The sequence below is a fragment of the Bacillus sp. JJ722 genome (genome assembly GCF_036963345.1).
GTDB lineage: Bacteria > Bacillota > Bacilli > Bacillales > DSM-1321 > Bacillus_AD.
On record NZ_JBALMO010000112.1, the window covers coordinates 1 to 24382 of the forward strand.

General features: G+C 33.7%; 18 protein-coding genes and 3 pseudogenes. 4 read left to right on the forward strand and 17 right to left on the reverse strand.

All coding sequences use genetic code 11. The features are described 5' to 3' along the window. Window positions 1-254: 254 nt before the first annotated feature. The 3 genes from V7014_RS14795 to V7014_RS14805 form a co-directional block, all read right to left on the reverse strand. Complete coding sequence (locus tag V7014_RS14795) at window positions 255-671, reverse strand: hypothetical protein (protein WP_335508207.1); 417 nt, start codon at window positions 669-671, stop codon at window positions 255-257. A gap of 508 nt (window positions 672-1179) precedes the next feature. Further along, on the reverse strand, window positions 1180-1674 hold the full coding sequence (locus V7014_RS14800; protein ID WP_335508208.1) for a GNAT family N-acetyltransferase: 495 nt from the start codon (window positions 1672-1674) through the stop codon (window positions 1180-1182). A 127-nt stretch (window positions 1675-1801) separates the two neighbouring features. Continuing rightward, window positions 1802-2176 (reverse strand): serine hydrolase, encoded by a 375-nt coding sequence (locus tag V7014_RS14805; RefSeq protein ID WP_335508209.1) that lies wholly within the window; start codon window positions 2174-2176, stop codon window positions 1802-1804. 495 nt (window positions 2177-2671) lie between these two features. On the opposite strand from V7014_RS14805, the gene V7014_RS14810 reads away from it, so the two are divergent. Beyond that, window positions 2672-5020, forward strand: a complete 2349-nt coding sequence (locus V7014_RS14810; protein ID WP_335508210.1) for an alkaline phosphatase D family protein — start codon at window positions 2672-2674, stop codon at window positions 5018-5020. 78 nt (window positions 5021-5098) lie between these two features. Then, window positions 5099-5305, forward strand: a complete 207-nt coding sequence (locus tag V7014_RS14815; RefSeq protein ID WP_335508211.1) for a hypothetical protein — start codon at window positions 5099-5101, stop codon at window positions 5303-5305. Window positions 5306-5988: 683 nt separating this feature from the next. Here the strand turns inward: V7014_RS14815 and pgmB are convergent. From pgmB to V7014_RS14865, 10 genes are all read right to left on the reverse strand, one after another. Further along, complete coding sequence (pgmB, locus tag V7014_RS14820; protein WP_335508212.1) at window positions 5989-6681, reverse strand: beta-phosphoglucomutase; 693 nt, start codon at window positions 6679-6681, stop codon at window positions 5989-5991. A 16-nt stretch (window positions 6682-6697) separates the two neighbouring features. Next, the gene (locus V7014_RS14825) at window positions 6698-7843 is read right to left on the reverse strand and encodes a glycerate kinase family protein (RefSeq protein ID WP_335508213.1); all 1146 of its coding nucleotides are present in this window, start codon (window positions 7841-7843) and stop codon (window positions 6698-6700) included. Window positions 7844-7948: 105 nt separating this feature from the next. Next, complete coding sequence (locus tag V7014_RS14830; RefSeq protein WP_335508214.1) at window positions 7949-9658, reverse strand: sugar phosphorylase; 1710 nt, start codon at window positions 9656-9658, stop codon at window positions 7949-7951. 60 nt (window positions 9659-9718) lie between these two features. Further along, on the reverse strand, window positions 9719-11944 hold the full coding sequence (locus tag V7014_RS14835) for a glycoside hydrolase family 65 protein (protein WP_335508215.1): 2226 nt from the start codon (window positions 11942-11944) through the stop codon (window positions 9719-9721). Beyond that, window positions 11941-12978 carry a Gfo/Idh/MocA family protein gene (locus V7014_RS14840; protein ID WP_335508216.1) on the reverse strand — a complete coding sequence of 346 codons (1038 nt, stop codon included), beginning with the start codon at window positions 12976-12978 and terminating at the stop codon, window positions 11941-11943. The genes V7014_RS14835 and V7014_RS14840 overlap by 4 nt, the downstream gene beginning before the upstream one ends. A gap of 13 nt (window positions 12979-12991) precedes the next feature. After that, a complete protein-coding gene (locus V7014_RS14845) occupies window positions 12992-13786 on the reverse strand; it encodes a sugar phosphate isomerase/epimerase family protein (protein WP_335508217.1) in 795 nt (264 codons plus the stop codon). A gap of 56 nt (window positions 13787-13842) precedes the next feature. Further along, on the reverse strand, window positions 13843-14892 hold the full coding sequence (locus tag V7014_RS14850; RefSeq protein ID WP_335508218.1) for a zinc-dependent alcohol dehydrogenase: 1050 nt from the start codon (window positions 14890-14892) through the stop codon (window positions 13843-13845). A gap of 26 nt (window positions 14893-14918) precedes the next feature. Further along, the gene (locus V7014_RS14855) at window positions 14919-15773 is read right to left on the reverse strand and encodes a carbohydrate ABC transporter permease (RefSeq protein ID WP_335508219.1); all 855 of its coding nucleotides are present in this window, start codon (window positions 15771-15773) and stop codon (window positions 14919-14921) included. Further along, window positions 15760-16641, reverse strand: coding sequence for a carbohydrate ABC transporter permease (locus V7014_RS14860; RefSeq protein ID WP_335508220.1), 882 nt, complete (start codon window positions 16639-16641; stop codon window positions 15760-15762). Before V7014_RS14860 ends, V7014_RS14855 begins: the two co-directional genes overlap by 14 nt. Before the next feature lie 118 nt (window positions 16642-16759). After that, window positions 16760-18055 (reverse strand): ABC transporter substrate-binding protein, encoded by a 1296-nt coding sequence (locus V7014_RS14865; protein WP_335508221.1) that lies wholly within the window; start codon window positions 18053-18055, stop codon window positions 16760-16762. 312 nt (window positions 18056-18367) lie between these two features. Between V7014_RS14865 and V7014_RS14870 the strand changes: the two genes are divergently transcribed. Next, a complete protein-coding gene (locus V7014_RS14870) occupies window positions 18368-19405 on the forward strand; it encodes a LacI family DNA-binding transcriptional regulator (protein WP_335508222.1) in 1038 nt (345 codons plus the stop codon). A gap of 186 nt (window positions 19406-19591) precedes the next feature. Here the strand turns inward: V7014_RS14870 and V7014_RS14875 are convergent, their stop codons facing one another. From V7014_RS14875 to V7014_RS14885, 3 genes and pseudogenes are all read right to left on the reverse strand, one after another. Continuing rightward, window positions 19592-21319: a phospho-sugar mutase gene (locus V7014_RS14875; RefSeq protein WP_335508223.1), complete on the reverse strand. Its 1728-nt coding sequence runs from the start codon at window positions 21317-21319 to the stop codon at window positions 19592-19594. Window positions 21320-21616: 297 nt separating this feature from the next. Further along, window positions 21617-21730, reverse strand: a pseudogene (locus tag V7014_RS14880) (transposase); the annotation flags it as partial. Between the two features lie 526 nt (window positions 21731-22256). Continuing rightward, window positions 22257-22442: pseudogene (locus tag V7014_RS14885) on the reverse strand (MBL fold metallo-hydrolase); the annotation flags it as partial. A 389-nt stretch (window positions 22443-22831) separates the two neighbouring features. Between V7014_RS14885 and V7014_RS14890 the strand changes: the two are divergent. Then, window positions 22832-23560 carry a hypothetical protein gene (locus tag V7014_RS14890; RefSeq protein WP_335508224.1) on the forward strand — a complete coding sequence of 243 codons (729 nt, stop codon included), beginning with the start codon at window positions 22832-22834 and terminating at the stop codon, window positions 23558-23560. Between the two features lie 106 nt (window positions 23561-23666). On the opposite strand, the pseudogene V7014_RS14895 reads toward V7014_RS14890, so the two are convergent. Next, a pseudogene (locus V7014_RS14895) lies at window positions 23667-24276 on the reverse strand (transglutaminase-like domain-containing protein). Window positions 24277-24382 lie beyond the last annotated feature (106 nt).

Below are 24382 nucleotides of genomic sequence, written 5' to 3' on the forward strand. Positions count from 1 at the left end.
TTCTAAATCAGATTCTTGTCGATAAAACATCCGATACAAATTAAATAAATTTGATACGCCTTCTAAATCCTCAATTGTAGCTTGATATAACTCCATTAATTACTCCACCTTAAATAATATATTTTTTACAAATTTGCAATAATTTGGTGTTTTTAGCTATCTAACCATCCTCCCGTTAATGGCATAACGAAAAAGTCTTGACCTTAAGCTCTTGCACCCGATTGTTTAAGCGTAACACGTCCAAAATCTCATTGTTACATATGTTCCTTCAACCGCTTTATTACTGAATGAACCGTTAATCTATGAAATGAGATAAGTTTCCCTTTGAAAATGACTGAAAATATTCCATAGGGAGTTGGGGATAACTCCATTAATTCTTCTCTGTTTTTTATATCAATTATTTTGGCATCAACACCTAATTTATTTGCACCCATAATTATATTTTCAGTTGTGACTTCTACGTAAGGGCATTGAAAAGAGCGTAGTATAGTTAGGTCGTTGAATTTATTAACTCTTTCATCCCAATTAGTAGGAAAGAAAGGTAATATTGTGCTATTTTCAAACTGATAAACAAGTAATTCAAAATTAAAAGGTGCTGTATCTACTAATTTAAACTGATTCTTAATAAAGATATCCTTACTAGGTGTCCAAGATGTTTCAGGATTAGTCACCACTACTACACCTTGCTTAGAATATCTTTTTGCATCTTGAAGACATTAATTAATCAGTTTAGTACCGTATCCTTTTCTAGTTTCACTTACCCATAGACAATGGATTACCAAGTAATTATCAGCGTGAACTACCCTAGAGGAAAACTCAGCATCAGTATATTCAATATAACCTACTTGTTTTTTTATTTTCTATTAATTGAATATACCTTAAACCTTCCTCGAATCTTTCGTTTAACCACTTATTTTTGTTTATGTATCCAAGCTTATTTTTTTACTTCTTAGACAATAACTCCCCCTTCCTTCAAGGATTTTGCTATCTAACTTAATCATTTGAAAATCAGCCAAAAAATCCCTCCTTTTTTCTATATAACTAGTTCTATTTGTTGTTCTATTTCTCCTGTATTCTTTCTTCCACTAAACTGCATCTTTAGCTCAATAACAAAAAAGACTACTTAATAGCAGCCTTGATTTTCAGCTCTTGCACCCGTTACTTCAATAAGGAAGTGCTTCAAAAGTAATCGGGGATATCAAGTGATATGGAGTCGATATCATTTTCTTTTGAGTAATACATACAACAACTGTCTTTATATTTTTGACTATCATTAGGTAGTACAATAAAACCTAATCCTTTGTAAAATTTTATCCCAATGTCACTATAAAGGAAAAAGTTGTTACAGTTTTCTTCCTGTTCTAATTTAATTATCGTTTCTTTGACCAATAAAGAAGCATATCCATTTTTTCTTAAATATAAAGGAGTAGCGATTGAACCAATCCCTTTTACAATTTGGTCTTCAGAAAGATTTAGTTCATATACGATGAGGGAGCTTAATAGTTGCTTTGTTTCTGTTGCTTCAAGAACGTACCACTTTCCCTTTTTATACTTATTGGAATCCTGGCACATAGTTATATATTCTTCAAATGGCAGATTATCTCCCCAAACATCATAGCCCATCTTATAAATTTCTATCATATCCTCTTTTGTTGCTTCTCTAATTTTTTTCAAAGTACCTCTCCTTGTGTTTTATACGGTTTATACATTCTTTTCGACATTAAGGTTATCAAGACCTCCATTCTAATTGTGCTAAACTGCCACGTTTGTGGAATAACAAAAAAAGAGCTGATCACAGCTCTTAATATTGAAGTAATGCACCCGATAGCATTCCTGTTAAGAACTTGCTAATAGAACACGCACAAAAAATAGAATCCTTATCTACATTCTTATCGCTTCCTACCTCTAGTAATCCGTAATTTTCTGTACTACTCATTTGACCACGTTCAATTAAAGTAATACTTAAACCTGGCACTTTCGGCTGGCTCCGCTTTAACTTCTTTAGGTTCACTTTCCGCAGCTTTGTCGTTGTAACAGAACTGCTCGGTTTATCTTCTTTAATTTCCTTCGCCTTTTCCTTTTCGCTTGGCTCTAATATTGTTCCGAGTATAACAACTCCAATTAAAGCTATTAACGCGACACCCCACCAACGCTTATGAAACGTTTTCTTCTCCATAATTTATAGGCCCTTTTTAACTATACTTTACCTATAGTACCTAAATTAAACAATAGTCTACACCAATGGGCGTTCTTATCCTCCTTCCATTTTACTTACCTATAGGTAAAAAATAATGGATATTTATACTAAATTTAAATCTAGTAATTTTTCACTGCTATTAAAAAGACTTTAGTCCTTAATATTTTAAGAAATAATTAATTCTATTTTACTAAATTCTTACATTTACCTTATATTAACAGAATTTCAATATAACGTTTACATACTTTGATTAGAATGGACAACATATCGATAAGACCAAATCATGAAGGAATAACATTACTCAAATTCAATAGCAAATTACAAATTAAAGAAGCTGTACTTAAAACCACTTAAAGTACTTTTTAAGATATTTTGTGCGAATGTTATGTTTTCATTTTATTTAAGGTCGATTCGATTATTCCCATTAATGTAAAGAACTCAGAAAATATTTTTATTTACGAGGAGAGGATTACGTTGGATTTTGAAAAATGGTCAAATGAATTGATATCTAAGAAAATGGATCGCAAAAGTTTTCTTAAAACTACCGGTAAATCATCATTCGCAACACTAGTTGGTCTTTCAATTCCTTCTATTATGATAAAACCTGAAAATGTTGAAGCAGCACCACAATTTACAGATAATCCATTTACCCTAGGTGTGGCTTCAGGTGACCCACTTCCAGATAGCGTAGTGCTATGGACTAGACTTGCACTTAATCCGCTTGCTGAGGATGGGAACGGTGGTATGGGAAAAAAATACGTTCCCGTTCAATGGGAAATATCCCAAAACGAAAACTTTAAGAATATTATTCAAAGTGGAACTGAAGTTGCAGGCCCTGAGCTTGGACATTCTATCCATGCTGAAGTATTTGGGCTAAAGCCAGAAACAGAATACTATTATCGATTCAAAGTCGGTAATATGATTAGTCAGATTGGTAGAACAAAGACAGCTCCAAGATACAATGCAAATTTAAATAATCTATCATTTGCTATTGCTTCCTGTCAGGCTTGGGTTGAAGGCCGTTATGCTGCCTACAAAAACATGGTAGAGGAGGATCTTGATTTTGTCCTCCATCTTGGAGATTATATTTATGAAAAAGGAGATACAGAAACACTAGCAGATTATCGACTTCTTCATGCACAATATAAAACATCACCAGATTTGCAAGCTGCACATGCAAAATTTCCCTTCATCGTTACATTTGATGACCATGAAATCGATAATGATTGGGCTAATGATATTTCTGACCCGAATTATCCAGAAGGTGAGCGTGATCGCTTCCTTAAAGTACGTGCTGCAGGTTTCCAAGCCTATTATGAGCATATGCCTTTAAGACGCAGATCAAAACCAAACGGTCCAGATATGCTTCTTTACAGGAAGTTCACCTTTGGTAATTTAGTAGAGTTCAGTGTGTTAGATACTCGACAATACCGGGATAATCAAGTAGGAAAAGGGTTCCCGGGCGGCCCACTCGATCCGGAGGCGTCTAACCCTAGCCGAACAATGATGGGCTCTGTACAAGAGCAATGGCTACTCGATAATCTTGCCAATTCACGAGCAAAATGGAATGTTATCGCACAACAAACCATGATGGCTCAATATGACTATGATCCTGGAGAAGGGATTAGCGTCAACCATGACCAATGGGATGGTTATTCTGCTAATCGAGACATTATCTTAAATTTCATTAAAGAAAATAAACCCCCAAATCCAATTGTGCTAAGTGGTGATTGGCACTCAAGCTGGGTAAATGATTTGAAAGAAGATTTCAGGAACCCTAATTCTACAACATTGGCAACCGAGTTCGTTGGGACGTCCATCAGTTCTGGTTGCGGCTGGAAGAATCAAGTGGAAGCAGCTCTTTCTGTAAATCCACATGTTAAATTTTTTGATGGAGATCATCGTGGCTATGTACGCTGTCATGTGACACATAAGTCCTGGCAATCGGATTATCGCGTTGTTTCCTCAGCAAATAATCCTGATACTGTTGCCGTTACTCTTGGTTCATTTGTTGTAAATAACGGAAAGGCTGGAGCAATGCGAAGTGGTGGAATTGATATTACAGGCATTGAGACAAAAACCATGATCGCAGGACAACCAAGCCCTGTTTCGGTATCTTTAAATAATGGTACAACAAAAAAGGTAAAAGTAAATGTAAGCATTCCGGTTCCTAAAGGATGGTCGAGCGAAAGTGTTCAGGTAGTTCTTGAACCATTATCCTCTACTACAGTTAATGTAATGATAACTACCCCTGAATCAGCACCAGTTGCAGAAAAATTAAAGGTTGAGGTGACTGTGAAACCAGGCAACATTTCTGTATTTGGACCGCCACGAGATGTTCATGTGGTCTCAGCACCATCTAGTGATACAGCCTTGCTTGCACTTGACGGTGGTGGTGCCACAACCCCTATCTTTTCAAACTATAAAAAATTAACTGAGAAAGATGCATGGGATGCCGCAATAGGTTACGGATGGGTTGGAAAATCACCTTCCTACAGAGATAGAGGTACACCTGATCCATTACTGCGTGATTTGATTGTATCACGGGAGAAACTAAGTATTTTTAGATTATCCGTTCCAGCTGGAACCCACAGAGTTTATTTCCTAACTGGTGATTCTGTTTATTCGTCACCAAATACCAGTATCCATTTAGACAACAAATTATTAGCTGATTCAGGCGGAGAGTTAAAACCTGGTCAATTCAAATGGTTAAGCTTTGATCTTGACGGAAGTGCTGCAGGAAAGCAAGTTGACCTTGAACTCACTAGTAAGCTTGGAGATGGTGAGTGGTGGCGTCTTGTTGCTTTTGTAATGATGCCATAATGTCATAAAAGTATTAATTAAATTTAATAGAATTATATATATACAAAATGGGGAAAAAATGAATAATATTACAAGCTGGTGCTATCGGTTACCAGCTTGATTTTTAAAAATGCAAATGCTGACATAGGCATGTCTAAATCTCCATTAATTTCTTCTATAAACTTAGGGCAAGTCAATGCTAACAGTTTATCAAAATCGATTGTCCCATCTGAAAATAATAAGTCTTTTCTCTCTTCATATTTAAAAACACCACCAACATCTATGTTTATTAAAGAAATTCACTAGCACATGTATTGAACAAATCTTTAGTCTTTCAGACATTTAGATCTATATTTTTATGGAAGTTGAGTAAGTCAATCTAATTTTCTAACAAGTCCAGAAACTGTTATCGCTCTATCTTTACCTCTTGAAGTACCGTTATTCTAAGATACTTGGTTATTCATAAAAAGGGAATAAAACAATTACTTTCATTATATGTTTGTAATTAATCTTATAGCCGCATCGTAAACAGTAACTAATCGTCAGCTCTTAATAATGTTTTCAATCAAGATTAATTATGTAAATTGACAATAAAGTTATTTAAAATACAAACTCAAATAAGCAAAACCTCGTTTTAAATTTAGGACGGGGTTAAAATATAGTTGTTTAATCTGGGCTTTTGATCTTATCTACAATAAGGAAATATAATGAATCTTTCGTAATTAGGCACGATTGTGGAATAAAACTTAGATTTTTTAAACAGCTTTATTGTTATCTCCGTGTAACCCAATAGTGATTTTTTCAGATTTATTTCTACTTTCATTGTTATGATAATAGTCTGGATTATACAATATACCTTATATTATTCCTGTAGATCTTTTCAAAGCATTACTCTAAAAAACAGTATAAACCTTTTTGTATTATATCGTGAACAGGCCTTAACTTATATAATTTTTCCATTTACTTGACGAGGATTATTCTTCGCCTTCCTATATGAAGTTATTTGCTTCTTCGGAATAATTTTCTATATATCTCTCAATTACTTTTTTATAATTTAATTCACTAGTGGTTTGAAGTACGTAATCCGGTTTTTCTGTTACAACATTAACGTTTATTCCAACTGAAAATATACCAGCAGTCTTTAAAGCTTCAATTCCTGCCTGAGCATCTTCAAATCCGATACATTCTTCCGGTTCTACCCCTAGATTTTTACAACAATCCAGAAAAACTTCAGGATGTGGTTTTGAGTACTGTATTCGATTAGCATCTGCAATATAATCGAAGTAATGTTCAACATCTAGTGCCTGAAGTACAGATAATGCATTTTTACTAGCAGATGCAACAGCAAGCTTTATTCCATTATCTTTTGCTTCATTAATAAAATCTAAAATACCATCCAGGACATCTTTGGGTGTTATTTGTTTAATTAATCGTATGTATTCATTATTTTTTTCAGTTGCATATGCTTCTATCTCCTTTTGTGTATAAGATTCTCGACATTGATTAACTTCTAAAATAATTTCTAATGAACGTATTCTACTTACCCCTTTTAATTGTTCATTTACTTCTTCACAAAATTTCAATCCCATTTTTTCTGATATATTTTTCCAGGCAATAAAATGCAAATGAGCTGTGTCAGTCAATACTCCATCTAAGTCAAATATAAATGCCTTTGGTTTCATAATATCCCCACTTCTTTTAATATTTCATTGCTTTCGCTAACCTAATAATCTGTTCGGAAACTACTCGTATTTGCTTCGAAGAAACTTCATAAGACATAGCATCCTTTAAATTTCGACATTCTGTCTGGATAGAAAAAACTGAATCAAGATACTTATTTAATTCTTGTAATTCTGTATCAATGCGTCCAGCAATTCCAATTACTACTTTGTGATGCTTTTTTGCGAGCTTTCCAACCCCTACAGGTACCTTCCCCATAATAGACTGTCCATCAAGACTACCCTCACCTGTAATAACTAAATCAGCAGCTTTTATTTTGTCTTCTAAGCCAACCATTTTGATAATAAGATCAATTCCAGGTTGAATATTTGCTGACAAAATACAGGCTAAAGCTCCTCCTAAACCACCTGCTGCACCTGCACCTTGAATTTCCTGTACTTCTCTGTCATATCTATCTTTAATTAATTTAGCAAATTTAATCATTGCTTTTTCTAGAATAAGCATTTGGTTAGCTGTTGCACCTTTTTGACTAGAGAAAACTTGCACAGCACCTTGATTACCGTAAAATGGATTAGTAACATCGCTCATTACTGTAAATGTGCAATCCTTCAACTCACACATTGCATTTGAATCATCAAAATTTTCCATTTTTATTAATGGGTTTCCGATATTTCCTATTAATTCGCCTTTTACATCAAAGAACCTCCATCCTAATGCTTGGAGCATTCCAGTTCCACCATCATTTGTAGCACTTCCTCCTAATGAAAGTAAAAATTTACGATATCCCTTAGAAATAGCATCTTTAATAATTTCGCCAAATCCAAAGCTATTTGTATTTAATGGATTTCTAAGATGGATTGGAACTAGATCTAATCCTGTGCTTTGTGCACTCTCGATTACAACATACTCTTCACCGTCAATGTGTAAGATGGCATATGAGGCTTCCGTTTCATTCATTAATGGATCATGGACATTTATCTTTATTTTTTCCCCTTTATTTGCATGAAGCAATACTTCAACTGTCCCTTCCCCACCATCAGCAACCCCTACTATTTCTACATTTGCATTTACACCAGAATTCACAATTCCCCTCTTAACTTCCTGCCCCACTTGAAGCGAAGATAGAGATCCTTTAAACGAATCAGCAGCCACTACAATATTCATTTGATTCACCTCACAATTTTTAATAACCAAAATCTCTTTAATTAAAATAAATGCCTTTGATGAAAGAATGGGAGACTATAAGCCTCCCACCGTCAATAATGCTAATTAGTTATTCTCAATTGTCTTTTCTTCTATCCAAATGTACTCATATGGTTGAAGTATGATTTTCTTATCTATTTTTCTTCCTGTGATAATATCTATTCCACTGATATCTGTATCCATTTCAGTCGTATTATTATCAACATTCACTACAAAAATAATAGATTCATTCGTCTTCTCATACTCTCTTTTCAATGCAAAAACCTTATCACTTAAATCTAAAATTGTTTGTGAAGCAAAAGGTGAAAATGCCGTTTTCTTACTACGTATATTCAATAAAGAAATCATACCTTCAAAAATAGCTTTTCTTCTAGGATGGTGCTCTAATTCCTCTTTTATCTTATTAAATTCTAATTTCTCACGATTAATTCTTCGTTTAATTCCTGATTGTTCAAGACCCATGTAATCATTTCTTGAACCAAGAAGACTATGATAATAAATAGCAGGAACTCCAATTACTGAGAAAAGAATAGAATGTGCGGCAAGGATTTTACGAATCTGTTGTTCTTCAGTCAGATCCTCATCCTTGTTAATTAATGCGTCATTATAATTAATATTCATCTCATAAACGGATTGGCTTCCATCCGGATTTGTTTTATATGATATTCTTCCACCATTTTCTACTACTTTGTTAATAAGCATTTGTCTTTCTTCATCAGATAAAATACTTTCAGTTGGGCGCATACCAATTCCATCATGACTTGATAAAAAATTAAAATAAGTAGCCGTATCTGAAACTTTATCAATCGTTTTAGCCCATGCAGAAATCTTTTGAGAGTTATGAGTAGTAAATGTATGTAAAACTAATGGCGGTAAAGAAAACTGATACACCATGTGAGCTTCGTTCGTACCATCACCGAAGTAGCTAACATTTTCTTTATGAGGTACATTAGTTTCAGTTATTATTTGAGTATTTGGTTTTAAGTAATCAAGTACCATATTCCATAGCTGAATAATCGCATGTGCCTGGGGTAAATGAATACAACTACTACCCGATTCTTTCCATATAAACCCTATAGCATCTAAACGAATGCTAGTTGCACCTTTATCAGCATACCAAATTAAGATATCTGTCATTTCCAACAGCACTGGGAAATGCTTAAAGTTCACATCAACTTGATCTTCACTAAATGTTGACCAAGCAGACTTCTCCCCTTTTTTCGTCAGATATTGATGAAATAATGGGGATGTTCTTGGGCGTACGACTTGAGTTGAATCAAAACCACCTACACTTGGAATAAAATATTCCTTATATTCCGGCTCATCTAACAAATAACCTTGAAACCACTCACTCGATTTTGATACATGGTTTGCTACAAAATCAAACATTAAGCGATAATCTCTAGCAAGTTCTTCAATCTGCTCCCATTCCCCTAATTGTGGGTTGATTTTACGATAATCGACTACAGAGAAACCATCATCCGATGTATAAGGAAACATAGGAAGTAAATGTACATCTGTTATTGAGTCTTTAACAAACTTTGATAAGAATGTCCGCAAGGTTTCTAAATTTGGCTTGTTCTCCTCGTAAAAGCTATCACCATATGTGATTAAATAGGAATTCTTCTCTGATAAAGAGGCTATATTTTTAGAACCTTTCTCCTCCCAATATGTGATTAACCTATTAAACGCTACCAAAAACTCTTCTTTATATTCTTTATCATATATTTCTTGAAGCTTCAGATTTATTTTTTGTAATAATATTTGTTTATTCAAAATATTCATCCTTTATTTTTCTTGAACTGATAGACTTGCTTGATTATTGGGAAAACAAAATCAATAACTTATTTCTATTTGATCTTCTATAAAATAATGAGTACCAAAAATTTGAATAGAAAGAGTCCCTTCCGTTTCCTTGCGTACTTCAATTCGATTATGTGTAATTGTTACCTTTAGCTGATGACCTTGGAATTGAATTGGTAATGATACTTCACACCACTTATTTGGTAACTGCGGGTTTAAAGATAATCCCTCTTCATTAATCGATACATTTGCGAAACCAAATACGGTAGCTAACCAGATAGCTCCTAGTGATGCAGCATGAATTCCTTCATCTGATGAATGCGGATTTGTACCAAGATCAATCAAGCACGCTTCTGTAAATAACTGATAAGCTTCTTCAATATCATTACATCTTGCAGCAACGATAGAATGAATTGCCTTACTTAGCGAAGAATCATGAATCGTATGTTTTTCATAATAATGTAAATTTTCAGCAACAAGAGCCTTGTCGAAAAGATTCGGGAACAAATACAACAGCATGACTACATCTGCTTGTTTTAAAATCTGCATTTCATTCACTTCTGCACGGGAATAATCTAATAGAATCCCTTGGCTCCCCTGTGCTTTTTTATATTTTGTTAAGTCAATTGTTGGTTTCTTTAAAAATGTATCATCCTGCGGAATAATACCGTTCTCATTTGGCTTTGGTAAATATAGATTGTTTAAAAAGTTCTGCCCTCGCTGTTCAAATTTTTCGTCCATCATATTAAAATAATTCATATAATAGAGAGCCTGTTTTACATTGTTATAAGCCATATAATTTGTAAAAGCATTATTATCGATATGCTCCGTATATTCATCAGGACCTATTACATCATTAATTATGTACTTATTACCTACCATCTTAGCTCGACTCAGCCAGAAAAGAGCTGTTTCCTTCAGTAAAGTGACTCCTTCATTTTTCATAAAGGCGTCATCCTTTGTAACTAGATAATATTGAACCGTTGCAAAAGCAATATCTGCCACAATATGATGTTCTGCTATTGCTGATGCTACTTTCTGTCTTTTACCTGTTCTTATATTAATCGCTGCGAATTCCGGCGTTTCTTCCCGACCAGTAAATGCACTTTCCCATGGAAACAAAGCACCTTTATACCCATTTTGTAGCGCTTTTTCTTTTGCCTGCTCAAGATGTAAATATCGATAACGTAGTAAATTTCTTGCCGTTTCCGAATCATTTAGTAAATGGAAGGGTAATATAAAGATTTCTGTATCCCAGAATACATGGCCTTTATATCCCTCACCTGTCAGTCCTTTCGCTCCCACGCTAAAACGCTCATCATGAGTAGGCGTCATTATTTCTAAATGATAAAGGGCAAAATCCAATGCTATTTGATCAAATTCCTGTTGAGATTGAACAGAAATTCTCTTCGTTTCCCAAAACACCTTCCACTCGTTAGTACTTTGATCTAGAAGCTCATCGTAACTTGCTTTTGAATTTTCTTGAATTGCTTCAAGGCTAGCATTTTCAGGAAGCATTCCATCTAAATCATTATCTAGAGAAGTATATACTACTCCGTACTTTTCAAACTGAACCTTCTTTCTTTGCTCCAAAGTGCCATTTATGTTTGTCATAATTTGTCGGTTCTTCGCATTAAAGTTGATGTGGCTTTCTTTTGGAGCTTTTACAGTTGTTGCAATTGCAATCACCTGCTTTGATTCAGTAGTTGAATATATACCCTGCATTATTTTCTCATCAAAAACCATTACTTTCTCTTCTACAATATGCTGCTTTCCAAAATTAGATTGTTGAGCATCAATTCCTGTAGTAATGCTAATTTCTGAGTCTTTATCTAGACTAATAACTGATAATTTCATAGCAAATAGATGACGGTTAAACTTTGAAGCAAATCGCTGAAAAACAAAAGTGTACCGTGAACCTTTATTATTTTTCCATGTAACCTCACGCTTTAACTCCCCGTTTTGTAAGTTTAAATCCCTTTTGTAATCCAAAATTTCACCATCTAGTAAACTAAAATATTCACCATCAATCATTATTTGCATGCCGATCATATCTGGTAAATTAACAAGATCTGATGTATCATTAACATGAAATTTATTATAAATGCCTGCAACATACATTCCTCTTGTTTGAAGGGTATAAGCTTCCTCATGTGCAGCTCTAGTTCCTAGATAACCATTTCCTAGAGTCATTAAAGTTGCGAATTTATTTATAAAATGCAAATCAAATTTATGTTCACTTAAAATCTGTACCTTCATAGTATAATTGTGTTACCTTTATTAGCGGAATTATACAATGCCTCAACTAGCTTTTGGATTTGATATCCTTGCTCTCCATCTGCAATCATTACCGATTCTCCAAGACACTTATCTACAAATGCTCCCATACTTTTCGTATGGCGATTTGGATCTGATACTTCCCGCTTGTAAAGATAAACTAATTCTCCTTTTTCATCTGTGTAAATTTCAGTTGGAAATAAAGTAGCACCTGCACGATCACCAAAGAATTCGACATTCATTATAGATGTTTCTTTCATGTTCAAAGCAAATGATGTTTCTAATTGAATCAAGCCGCCGTTTTCAAACTCTATAAATCCAAATAATGAATCTTCTACTTCAAACTTTTCAGGATCCCATTTACCAAAAACACCTTCATTTTTCTTCCTACCAATCATTTGATATTGCTTTGCATGTACAGATTTTACCTTAGGATATCCTAAAACATACATCGCAGCATCCAACATATGGATTCCTAAATCAATCAATGGTCCGCCGCCTTGTATATCCTTATTTGTAAAACTTCCCCAACCGGGGATTCCACAGCGACGTAGTGCCTGTACTTTTACAACATATACATCTCCAAGAATGCCTTCATCTATTTTCTCTTTTAATATTCTTACATCATCTGCATATCGATGATGAAAATCGTATGCCAAAATGCTGTTTTTCTTTTTTGCAGTTACATTCATTTCCCACGCATCACGCGCAGAAATAGCCGGTGGCTTTTCACACATAACATGACAACCATACTCAAGAGCTAACATCACATTATCATAGTGAAACTTATTTGGTGTACAAATACTAACCATATCCGGTTTTTCTTTCTCATACATTTCCTTTGGATCGGAATAATATCTCTCGATATTATTCCGATTTGCAAAATCTTTTGCTTTTTCTTTATTTAAATCAACAACAGCTACTATTTCTATCTCTTTACGAGTCTGGTAATAAGAAACATGAACTTTCTCGGCAACTTGGCCAGCACCTATGATTGCTACTCTTTTCGTAGTCATTCTTGTTCCTCGCTTATTTTAAAGATTCTTTAATATGATTTATGCCTTCTAAAAATGCTTGTTCAGCATCTTCACCACGAAGTCTACCTTCAAAAACAATATATCCTTCATATCCATCTTTTTTTAACTGATTAAAGTGTTTTTGAAAGTCAATCCTTCCACTTCCTGGTTGATATCTGTGATTATCAGCTACATGAATATGGCCAATCACATCGCGATTATCATGTAATGATTTTGAAATATCATCCTCTTCAATATTCATATGATAAAAATCCGCAGTAATTTTACAATGTTTAAGATTATTTTCATCAATATACTTACGCGCATCTGCTAGTGTATTAATCATGTGATCTTGATATCTATTCAGTGGTTCTAATAAGATGCTAGTACTAGTTTCCGCTGCTAATTTATCTAAATATACTAATGAATCACTTACCATTTTAAAATCTCCAGCTAAACTTCTTGGCGATTGCATTGGAGGTAAGCGAAAAGTAAACATTCCCCACGCAGCTGGAACAACAATACCTTTACCTCCAACTTCTTGAAGTGCTTTTAATATTTTTGCAATATCATCAAGCCCATTTAGACGTCTTTCTTCGATAAAATCACCAATCCAACCATCATATCCACCACAAGCAGTTGTCACTTTCACTCCAGTCTCAGCTATAGCTTCCTTAATTTCTTCTACATGATCAACTAGGAATTTCCCATCCAATTCAATGCCATCTATACCTTTATTTTTTAAATATTGAAATTTCTCTTTTATATTCTGTGGAAAGAATGCTTGATTTTGAGTTCCTATTTTCATTGTATTACCCTCCATGATAGAATCATATATTTCATATTTAATCCGAGTTTCTTTTATTAATATGTAATCCCCATTTTAATGCTTAGTTCTGGTTTCTTATCCACGTATTCCATATACGCTTCAGCACTGGACTCAAATGATACAATTGGTTCAATAATATCTTCACAATTTAAGTAACCATTCATTAATAGCTCCCAGCAAGTATCCTCAATACGTTTACGGTTCCATCTCGGATAATCTGGATTTGGTTCACTCGATGCTCTTGAGAATACAATTTTCGCATTATTAAAGTGTGCTTCTCTTCCAAGATTTAGAGAATTATATGGCTTAGCGAACGCGACAAAAGATATAATACCTCCATATGCGATTCCTCTTAATGCAGATTGTAGCGCCGAGTCATGTCCACTCGTTTCAATAATGGAATCCGCCCCCATTTTATTTGTAACTTTCTTAATTTCCAAACCAACATCACATGTCATTGGATCTAAGCAGTAATCAGCACCATTACGAAGTGCAATATCTCTTCGTTTACTAATTGGATCAACACCTATTACAATACTTGCACCTGCTTTTTTCGCTAGTTGTATAGCGATTTGCCCAATTGCACCTAAACCAACTACCACTACGTAATCTCCTGCACGAACATTTGCGTCACGCACTCCACCCATTGCAAATTGTGCCGGATCGTAACAAACAGCATTCTTCCATTTATCACTGTTTGGCATTTTTCTCAGTTTATAGTTATCTACTCCGTTAACAATTACCGTTTCCATTATTGGACCATACGTACAGACTGTATCACCTAATTCATGATCCGTTACATCAACGCCTTTTTCGATAATCTTCCCAACAACCATATTACCTAATTGAAATTCACCAAATACAATACCTGGTTTTGCCCCATTTTCACGAGGCATGAACATTTTCCACTCCTCAGAGAATTCTTCCTCGATGAAAGGCGATACCCCACGGAAGTCTACAATTTCTGTTCCATGCTTTGGTGCAGCAAATTTCACTTGGATTTTCACTTCATGCTGTTCTACTTGACGATCCTCATAATTAACTAGATTAGCAACTCTTGGTTCAGTCGCAATTAATTTTTTCATTTCATTACTTCCTCTCATTTTTAAGGTTATCCTTTAACTCCACCGTCAGTTACGCCGCCTTTAATAAAACGTTCAGTAATGGCATACATGATTACAACTGGTAATGCTGTCACCAGAGATGCAGCCATCATTCTTCCCCAAACATAATCTGGAGTACTAAATAATGTATTTAATCCCACTGTTAAGGTAAAATTCGCTGAATCTGATAAAAAGATGGAAGCGAATAAGTAATCATTCCAAGCAACCATAAAGCAATATACAAATACTGAAATAATTCCTGATATCGAAAGAGGTATAATGATATAGAAAATGGTTTGAATACGATTCAATCCATCAATCATCGCAGCTTCTTCAAGATCTTTCGGAATTGTATCAAAATAACTTTGCAACATGAATATAGCTGTAGGAACTGTTTGAACAATCATGGTAATTATCAATGATGTTTTTGTATCATACAAACCAAGTCCGGAAATTATCTTAAACAATGGAACTACTAACAAGATGCCAGAGAACATATACACTGTATAGAAACTTGTATTTATTGTTACTCTCCCTACAAAATTTAATTTCGATAGGGCATAAGCTCCTAGTATCCCTATTATTACTGCAATTGCAGCCGCAGTTAGTGCTACTGATAAACTATTTTTAAAATAGGACAAGTACGGAAAAATATCCGGGTTGAAAATATCTATAAAATGTTGAAATGTCCAATCTTTCGGAAAAAAAGTCGGATTTGTTGATAACGCTTCCTTTGGTGTTTTAAATGATGTCATAAGCATGATAAAAAACGGAAATAAACTAATACACAATAATCCAATCAACGAAGTATAGAACAAAATTGATTTAAACAGTTTGGTTTTCTTTCTACTAACGCTGGCCATCCAATTTCACCCGCTTTCTTGATAACACAATGACTACTAATAAAATAATGAATAGAATTACAGAAATAGCAGATGCTTTTCCAAGATCATTAAATGCAAATGCTGTCTTATACAAGTAAATACCTAAAATATCGACTTTGCTTGTTAAGAGATACACATCTGTAAACATGTAAAACATCCAAATTGAACGTAATGTTATAACTGTAACCAAAACTGGCATAATAGCTGGTAACGTTACAATCTTAAATTTGTTCCAAACATTTGCCCCGTCAATTTCTGCCGCTTCGTATAGAGTCTTATCAACTGTTTGCAATATAGCTAAAAACGAAATGAACGCGTAAGGAAAATATCTCCAAATCCCAAAAATAACTACTAAAAAGAAACTACTAACAGGATTATCAAACCAAAGTGGTGCTTCTTCAAATAGATGAAGAACATCCACTGTTAAATAGTTAATAACCCCATAACCATTATTAAACATGTATTTCCACGCAAAAATTAATGATATAGATGGTGTTACATATGATAAGATAATTAACGATCTAGCCGTTTTTCTAAATTTAAACGGTCGATTAAAGAAAATTGCTACAGCTAGTCCTAAAATAGTACTACCAAGAACCGTCATAGCTGTATAAAGTACGGTTAATCCAAGAGATTTATAAAAGCTCGGATCAGTAAGAATATCAGTATAATTTTGCAAACCTACAAATATAGAATCTAATCTTGGATTAATTGGCTGATCAAAAAATGAGATTTGGACATTATAGATCATTGGGTATACAACTAACAGTAAAACTAGAAATATACTTGGAAAAAGTAATAGCATTGCTAGTTTAAGATCTTTTGTATCTTTCTTTAATAATTTCATAATGCCTCCTAATCGAACTTGGGCAAAATAATCACCACATTTTTATAAACCCATACAAAGGATTGTCTCATCGTAACTGATTCTATTTCTATGAGACAGCTCCTTTGAATCGAATTTTTTATTTAAGTACTGATTTAATTTCAGCCTCAGCAGATTTTATTTCACTTTCTATTTTCTTTTTGCCTACTGTAATTTCATTTAATAGTTTTGGAATAGCACCTGTACTAGAAATATCACCCATTTTCAAGAAATTCTTATTATCTACTAATCCAAAAACTTCAATATCATTATAGGATTCTGCAATCTCATTTGATAATTCACCGAATGCATTCACAACTTTATTTGCCTTGTATTCTTCATTTTCAAGTACTTGTTTGTTTACAGGCTGTGCTCCACCTGGAGACATTAAAATCCACTTTGTCATATTTTCTGGCTTTGCCATAAATTCTATAAATTTTTCAGCTGCTGCCTTTTGATCATCTTCTAAACCAGAAGAAATTGTTAGAGCAGAAACTGTTCCAAATACAGCTTTCTTCTCTTTATTTGGAATCGCAAATCCGATATTAGTAGCATTACCTTCTTCAAAAACAGAAGGTAAAATATAGGTAGAATATAATGCCATAGGTGCAGTTCCATTCATAAATGCATCTTTAACTTCAGTTGTATCGTTGGAACCCGGCATCGTAAAGCTTCCAAGTTCTTTATAAAAGCTAAGTGCTTCTTTCATTTCTGGCGTATTTAATGTTAATTTACCATCTGCATCTAATATATTTGCATTGTTTGATAAAGCAAATTGTGAAAATGCTTGCTCAGTAAAAACACTCTCAGCAGTTGGTAAAGCAATTCCATACTTTTTATTATCTTTATTAGTAAATGCCTTTGCTATCTTTAGAACATCATCCCAACTTTGTGGCTCATCAAACCCCTTTGATGCAAGCATTTCTTTGTTATACCAAATACCTTGTACCCAACCACTTACTGGAACGCCAGTGAATTGTTTTCCATCTTCTGATCTTACTAATTTTAAAGCGCCTTCATAATAATTATCTGGATTAGAACTTTCTAGTACCTTTCCAACTGCATCTTTGTCAATTAGCTGTTCCTTGTCCATTACCTTTGCATAGTCTTGACCAACCTCAAGCACAGCGGGTAATTTCCCCGAACTTGCAAGTGTAATAACTTTTGTATTATATGAATCTTCCTCTACTGGTATTTGCTTAATTTTTATATTTGGATTTGCTTCTTCAAATTCCTTTATAAGATCAGTAATAACTTCCAATCTTTGTTGTTCAACAGAAGAGTGCATAAATTCAATCGTTACACCTTCTCCTTTTTTACTTTCCTCTTTACCACAGCCTGTTAATACAATACTGGTAATTAAAAGTACAGAAATTAACACCGTTTTGAATTTCATGGAATCGCCCCTTATGATTAAGTAGTTGTATGATAATTCAAGCGTTACAAGTGAAATCAATGTTTTGTAATCTATTAAAATTTCTGGCTGGTACCGCTCCCACAATTGAAGAATAATACAGAATAATCTAAATGTCAACGCTTTCAATTTTCTAAATTGTTACGAAATAGTGGCTTTTTTACTTAATGGCTATGTATTGCATTTATAAATATTCCCACCTATAATCTAAATTGATTCAACCAGCCGTATAATATTTTCACGTATGATTCCTTAGTGTTTAAAATTATCATAATATAATAAAGAGGTGAGTAAATGAACTATACAATTTATGATATTGCAAAAATTGCAAACGTTTCAAAATCGACAGTTTCTCGAGTATTAAATAATCAAGGTAATACGTCAGAAATAGCTAGGCAACGAGTACTTAAAGCTATTGAAGAATTAAACTATCAACCTAGCAAGCTAGCTCGTGGTCTTTCAACAGCATTCGATGCCATCATGGTTTTGTCTCGACCGACTAGCACAACAACTAAGAACCCTTACTTTTCTGAAATAATACATATCATTTCACAACGCGCGGAATTGGAAAATTTCGATGTTATTCTTCAAACATCGAAAAACTCTACAGACACACTAAATAAGTGTGTTAACAAAATTAAAGAGAAAATGATAAAAGGCATAGTTATGCTAAGTTCCCCATCAAATGAAGAATTTTTTATAGAACTTGATAAATACAATGTACCAGTTGTTGTTATTGGAAAAATCGATGGACATTATACTAATATATTTTCTGTTGATACAGATAACTATCAAGATAGTTATAATTTGTGTACTTACTTAATCGAACAAGGACATGAAAAAATCGCCTGTATTCATGCACCACTTCAATATAATGTTTCTATCGATCGACTGCATGGTTATCAAGACTGCCTTAGGGACCATGATTTACCTCTCATTGACCCATGGATTATGGATGGAGGCTATACTATTGAAGATGCCCAAAAATCATTGCAACCCTTACTTTCAATGTCTAAAATGCCAACAGCTATCTTTGCAACTGATGATTCAAAAGTAGTTAGTTCTTACAAATTTGCTTTGGATAATGGACTAGAAATTCCAGATGATTTATCAATAGCTGGTTATGGAAATTCAAATACAGTACCTTATTTGAATCCACCTTTAACTCGTATCGAGATACCTTTCGACAATCTTGGCCAAACGGCAATGGATCTTCTATTCAATAAAATTAAGATTAATACGAGCGTACCTTTAAGAACTATACTACCGACTAAAATGTGGTATGAACAATCTGTTGCAAACAAAAAAACTCCAAAAGCTGAGGAGTATTAACTTATTTTAAATTCATACTTTAAGAAACATACATCTATGTAACTTTGACATTTATACATAGCATTAAATTATTCCAGCCTATTCCCATGAGGAATAGGCCGCCTATAACATGTCGTTCAGTGGAAAAATAGGTAATAAAAACTCCCTGTCCTTCAAATCGTTTTATCAGAAAACAAATCAAGTCTATTAAGCCACTCTTTTCAAAATAGAATCCTTTATGATATGAAACTTGCTTTCACTTTCTTCCATAGATTTTCCTCTAATATCAAAGTAGAATTTAATTTTTGGTTCAGTACCTGAAGGGCGAACACAAAACCATGAACCATCTTCTAAAAAGAACTTTAATACATTAGACTTTGGTAAAAAGATAGCTTCTCTTTTTTGACTTTTTAAGTCCATATAAGAACCTTGATAATAATCTGCCATTCCAATTATCTGCATATCTCCAATAGACTGTGGGATATCTTGTCTAAAAGACGACATGATTGATTGTATTTTTCGATTTCCATCAATACCTTTGAAGGAAAGGGACACTTGTCCTTCATGAAAAAATCCATACTTATTATAGATTTCTAAAACACCATCATATAATGTTTTCCCCTGATCCTTATAATAAGCAGCTACTTCACTAATAAGCAATACTGCTTGAATGGCATCTTTATCTCTAACAAAATCACGAATAAGATAGCCATAACTTTCTTCATATCCCATTTGAAAATCAAATTTTTTTGATTCTTCATATTGACGTATTTTTTCAGCAATAAATTTAAAACCTGTTAATACATCTGTCATTGTAACACCATATGCAGCACAAATTTCCCGTCCTAGTTCTGATGTAACAATAGATTTTAAAACTATAGCATTTTGGGATAGGATACCTTTTTGCTTCTTTTGGGATAACAAGTATTCGAGTAGTAATGCACCCGTTTGATTACCAGTGAGTACAATAAACTTCCCGTCATTGTTGCGAACGGAAACACCTACACGATCACCATCTGGGTCCGTTGCAATTAATAAATCTGCATTGTTTTGTTCTCCATATTTCATTGCAATTTCAAAAGCCGCCTCGCTTTCTGGGTTTGGCGAAACAATTGTTGAGAAGTTTGGATCTGGCTGCTCTTGCTCCCGGACGATTATGACATTGCGAAATCCTACTTCTTCAAGGCTTTTTTGAACAAGAATGTTCGCTGCACCATGAAGTGGGGAAAAGACAATCCTCAAATCTTTACCCTTTTCTTCAACAAAATCGGGATTTAATATAACTGATTTTAGCTGTTTAATATATTCCCTATCTACTTCCTCGCTAATGATTCGGAGTAACCCGTTCCTAACCAACTTATCTTGGATTCCTGTTACAATAGTTAGTTCGTCTTCTACACTATTTACGAAATCAATTAATTCATCCGCTGCCTGGGGCGGTAATTGTCCTCCATCTTCTCCATAAACTTTAAAACCATTGTATTCCGCAGGATTATGGCTTGCAGTAATTACAATGCCACTATAGGTTTGCAAATAACGTACGGCAAACGAAAGTTCTGGTGTTGGTCTCAAACTATCAAATACATAAGTTACAATCCCATGCTCCCCTAATGTAAGCGCTGCCTCTATAGCGAATTCAGGCGATTTATGGCGAGAATCGTATGCGATGACAACACCACGCTGTTTCGCCTCTTCACCATGTTTCTCAATAAAACGTGCGAGACCTTCTGCAGCTTTCCTTATTGTATAAACGTTCAGACGATTAGTACCAGCACCTAGTTCTCCCCGCATACCTGCTGTACCAAAATCTAAAGTTTTATGAAAACTATCTTCTAATAGACTAACATTATGTTTTGCTTGCTCTAGCAATGCCATCATTTCTGAATCTAACTGTTCGTAAGAAAGCCATCGTTTATATTCTTTTTTCCAATTCATGTTCTAAACTCCATACATTGACACTCATTTCCTAATTTATAAGATTTGGATACTACCGATTACAGTGTATACGCTAAATCAATAGTGAATTTAAGTCAATAACCTTCACAATAAAATACTTTTTTAAAATTTTCTCCAAAAAAGGTTTGAAGAGGTCATGAAATTAAACAACTTTACTATAACACCGTCCATAGGACATGGACGGTGTTATACATACTTACAGGATTAAAATTTAAATATCTATATTGTTAACTATACTACGAAGATATAAGTGGAGATTTACAAAATTACTTATTCCAATGATAAAACATCTTGAATGTTTAACCAAGGTTTATACTCTGAGCCAATACCTGCGCCTTTAACTTCTTTGATCCATTTCTCAACTTATGATGTTCTTGCTCTTTTAGTCATAAAAACACCCCTTTAGACCACTATAATCTAAAGGGGTATTTCGTCGCTACTTTATTTCAAAGCTACAATTATATATTATGGATTTCCTGTAAGGCGTGGAGGGAAAGCAATTGAAAGGAAAATTTTGAACGCCATCCTGAATGCGTAATTAATATTCCTTCTTCCCTTTAGTACTGGGTAAAATGCCAAGGTTTACTAATTTCCATAAATCGTAAGTTGCTTTGCCGTAGTCAAATAATATACAATCCACATATAAAAAAGCCATCTACTGAAAAATCAGATAGATGGCTTTTTGTCGTGCGAACTGTAAATGTGTACTTATTTTTTATAAGCATGCTAATAATGCGAATACTGTAATATTAATAAAGGTTGAATAGCGCAAAATTTTTCCAACTTTATATGTTCATTTCCAACTTTTTTTGTACGTTTCCAACTTTATTTGTTCTATACAACAGGCATATTACCCTAAGAGGTTATTTTTAATCAAACTTTATTATAAATGATCAATCTTTTTTATAAAACTACACAAGGAATCATCCACTTTTCCCTTCGGTGGATTCTCTATGTGCTCATCTTTCAAAAGAGGTAAATCCCCCTGGATATAAGATTTATCTAGTTCGTAAGCATAAACTTTAATATTACTTCCACAATTCTGCAATATTTCAGGAAGACTGCCTATATGATCTATATCCTGATGCGTCAAAATCACAACTCAAATCTAAGCTTCTTTTTTAATTCATGATAAACAGGTCGATCAAAATTTTTCCCACTCTCTTTTTCTTGGAAAATATAATCACAACCTTGTTTTTTTAATTCTTGTAACTATCTTTCTAAATTTTGGTATTTTGAACTAACACGAGCATATCCAATCTTCATTTTTTCAACCTCAATGTAAAATTTTTATAATAGACAACCCTAACTAGACATTCTCATTTTTTAAACATACATCTTGTTTTTAGCTACAGAAATAAGACTTTTTATGACCTTTTTTTGACCTTCTACAAGAATTCTATTTTTGTATATTTTAAGTACACTCTAATTATACATCAATTTTACTAAAAAGTGTAAATATGTTATAATTTCATTTAAAGGAGTGTTGACATGAAATTATATAGTTTTAGTTTCCCTAAAGGCATGATTGAAAAATATCAAGAACTAATCCCACCTTCAAAAAACAAAAAAGTATTTAGAGACTTTTTATTTAACAAATATTCATTGCCAACATCTTTAGAAACTCTTCAGGAACGAATGACAAACGTTGAAATATATCCTATTCGAATGAACGATCAAGAAATCGGCCAAATAGATCATTTTATCTCACAAGCAAACTCAACAGAGTTTATTAGTCGTTCAGCCATAGTTCGAGATGTTTACCAAATGATAATTGAGCATTATAAATCGAATCCTTTAACACCTAGTGAAACGAAAAGACAAACATTCAAAGTACCAATTGGAACAAAACGAAATTTATCTCATTATATAGAAGATGGATACCGTTCATATGAGTTATCTAGTTTCATCCTAGAATCGTATGTACCAAGCAATGATTTCCCTTCTATTCGTGGCCAAGCAACGGAAGGTTTAGATTTCATATCTGAAATAGAAGTTTTTGATTACCTGGATCAAATTGCTGAAGAATATAGCTTTAAATCCGGACGAACAAAACTATTTAGAGATGCTATGACACAATTCCAGGAATACATTCAAGAAAATTCACCTAAAAAAGCAATGTTAGAACTAAAATTAGAACAACTACTAGAAGATTACAGTAAAATTGTAACAAAAGAAGAAATACTAAATAAAGTCTACGAATTTTTTAACGATAAATAACGAAAGAGCTTCCAAAGTCAGGAAGCTCTTTTTAGATGTAACTTTATAAAAAAGTTTGATTAATTTAATCCTTATTATTGCACTAACGCACCTGATAGTGGAACAATTACAAATTCTCTGGTAAGTGATATTCATACATCTCTAATACATTCGTATGTTCTTTTAAAACAGCAACAATTTTAGGATGAGGCTTATTATAGATAACTGGGTAATCCTTTTCACCAAGTTCTACATTAATGGGAAAAGCTAATTTTTCCTCTTGAATTGAAAATTGGGCATCAATACCCTTTTTATTTCCACGAGCATCTACCCTAATCCATTTATTAAGTGATTTAATGAAGATAGCATTTAAAGCATGAATGCAATACCCTTTTTCTGGAGTATCAAACAACATCAATCTTTGATAACAAAAACCTGTTGGTATTCCCTGTGAACGCAATAAAGATGCTAGTAGGTGTGATTTTGTATAGCAAATTCCCTCTTTAAACTCTAATACTTCAGAAGCTTTACAAGTTACTCGTTTCGATTGGGATATCCCAAGAATGAAATATTTCATCACGAACAAACTCAAAAGCTACTTTAGCTTTATCAATTTCCGTTTGAGATGGATTGAAAAGTTCATCGGCTTTCGTTTTAATAATTGGATTAGAATAATTAACTTCATTTAATTCGAGTAAATAATCCTCCAAATTATTTGACTCACAAATCATATTCATTTTCTCCACTCCCATCCCTTGTTGTATAACTATGCGCACTCGTGTATTATTATACACCAAGAGATAATACAATTGATAGGTTCATTGTTAATACAGATAGGTAAGG

Excerpts from the sequence above, each read along its gene's own strand:
- V7014_RS14805 (WP_335508209.1), bottom strand. The coding sequence starts at position 2,176 with ATGGAGAAGAAAACGTTTCATAAGCGTTGGTGGGGTGTCGCGTTAATA.
- pgmB (WP_335508212.1), bottom strand. The coding sequence starts at position 6,681 with ATGAAACCAAAGGCATTTATATTTGACTTAGATGGAGTATTGACTGAC.
- V7014_RS14825 (WP_335508213.1), bottom strand. The coding sequence starts at position 7,843 with ATGAATATTGTAGTGGCTGCTGATTCGTTTAAAGGATCTCTATCTTCG.
- V7014_RS14835 (WP_335508215.1), bottom strand. The coding sequence starts at position 11,944 with ATGAAGGTACAGATTTTAAGTGAACATAAATTTGATTTGCATTTTATA.
- V7014_RS14840 (WP_335508216.1), bottom strand. The coding sequence starts at position 12,978 with ATGACTACGAAAAGAGTAGCAATCATAGGTGCTGGCCAAGTTGCCGAG.
- V7014_RS14845 (WP_335508217.1), bottom strand. The coding sequence starts at position 13,786 with ATGAAAATAGGAACTCAAAATCAAGCATTCTTTCCACAGAATATAAAA.
- V7014_RS14850 (WP_335508218.1), bottom strand. The coding sequence starts at position 14,892 with ATGAAAAAATTAATTGCGACTGAACCAAGAGTTGCTAATCTAGTTAAT.
- V7014_RS14855 (WP_335508219.1), bottom strand. The coding sequence starts at position 15,773 with ATGGCCAGCGTTAGTAGAAAGAAAACCAAACTGTTTAAATCAATTTTG.
- V7014_RS14860 (WP_335508220.1), bottom strand. The coding sequence starts at position 16,641 with ATGAAATTATTAAAGAAAGATACAAAAGATCTTAAACTAGCAATGCTA.
- V7014_RS14865 (WP_335508221.1), bottom strand. The coding sequence starts at position 18,055 with ATGAAATTCAAAACGGTGTTAATTTCTGTACTTTTAATTACCAGTATT.
- V7014_RS14870 (WP_335508222.1), top strand. The coding sequence starts at position 18,368 with ATGAACTATACAATTTATGATATTGCAAAAATTGCAAACGTTTCAAAA.
- V7014_RS14875 (WP_335508223.1), bottom strand. The coding sequence starts at position 21,319 with ATGAATTGGAAAAAAGAATATAAACGATGGCTTTCTTACGAACAGTTA.
- V7014_RS14890 (WP_335508224.1), top strand. The coding sequence starts at position 22,832 with ATGAAATTATATAGTTTTAGTTTCCCTAAAGGCATGATTGAAAAATAT.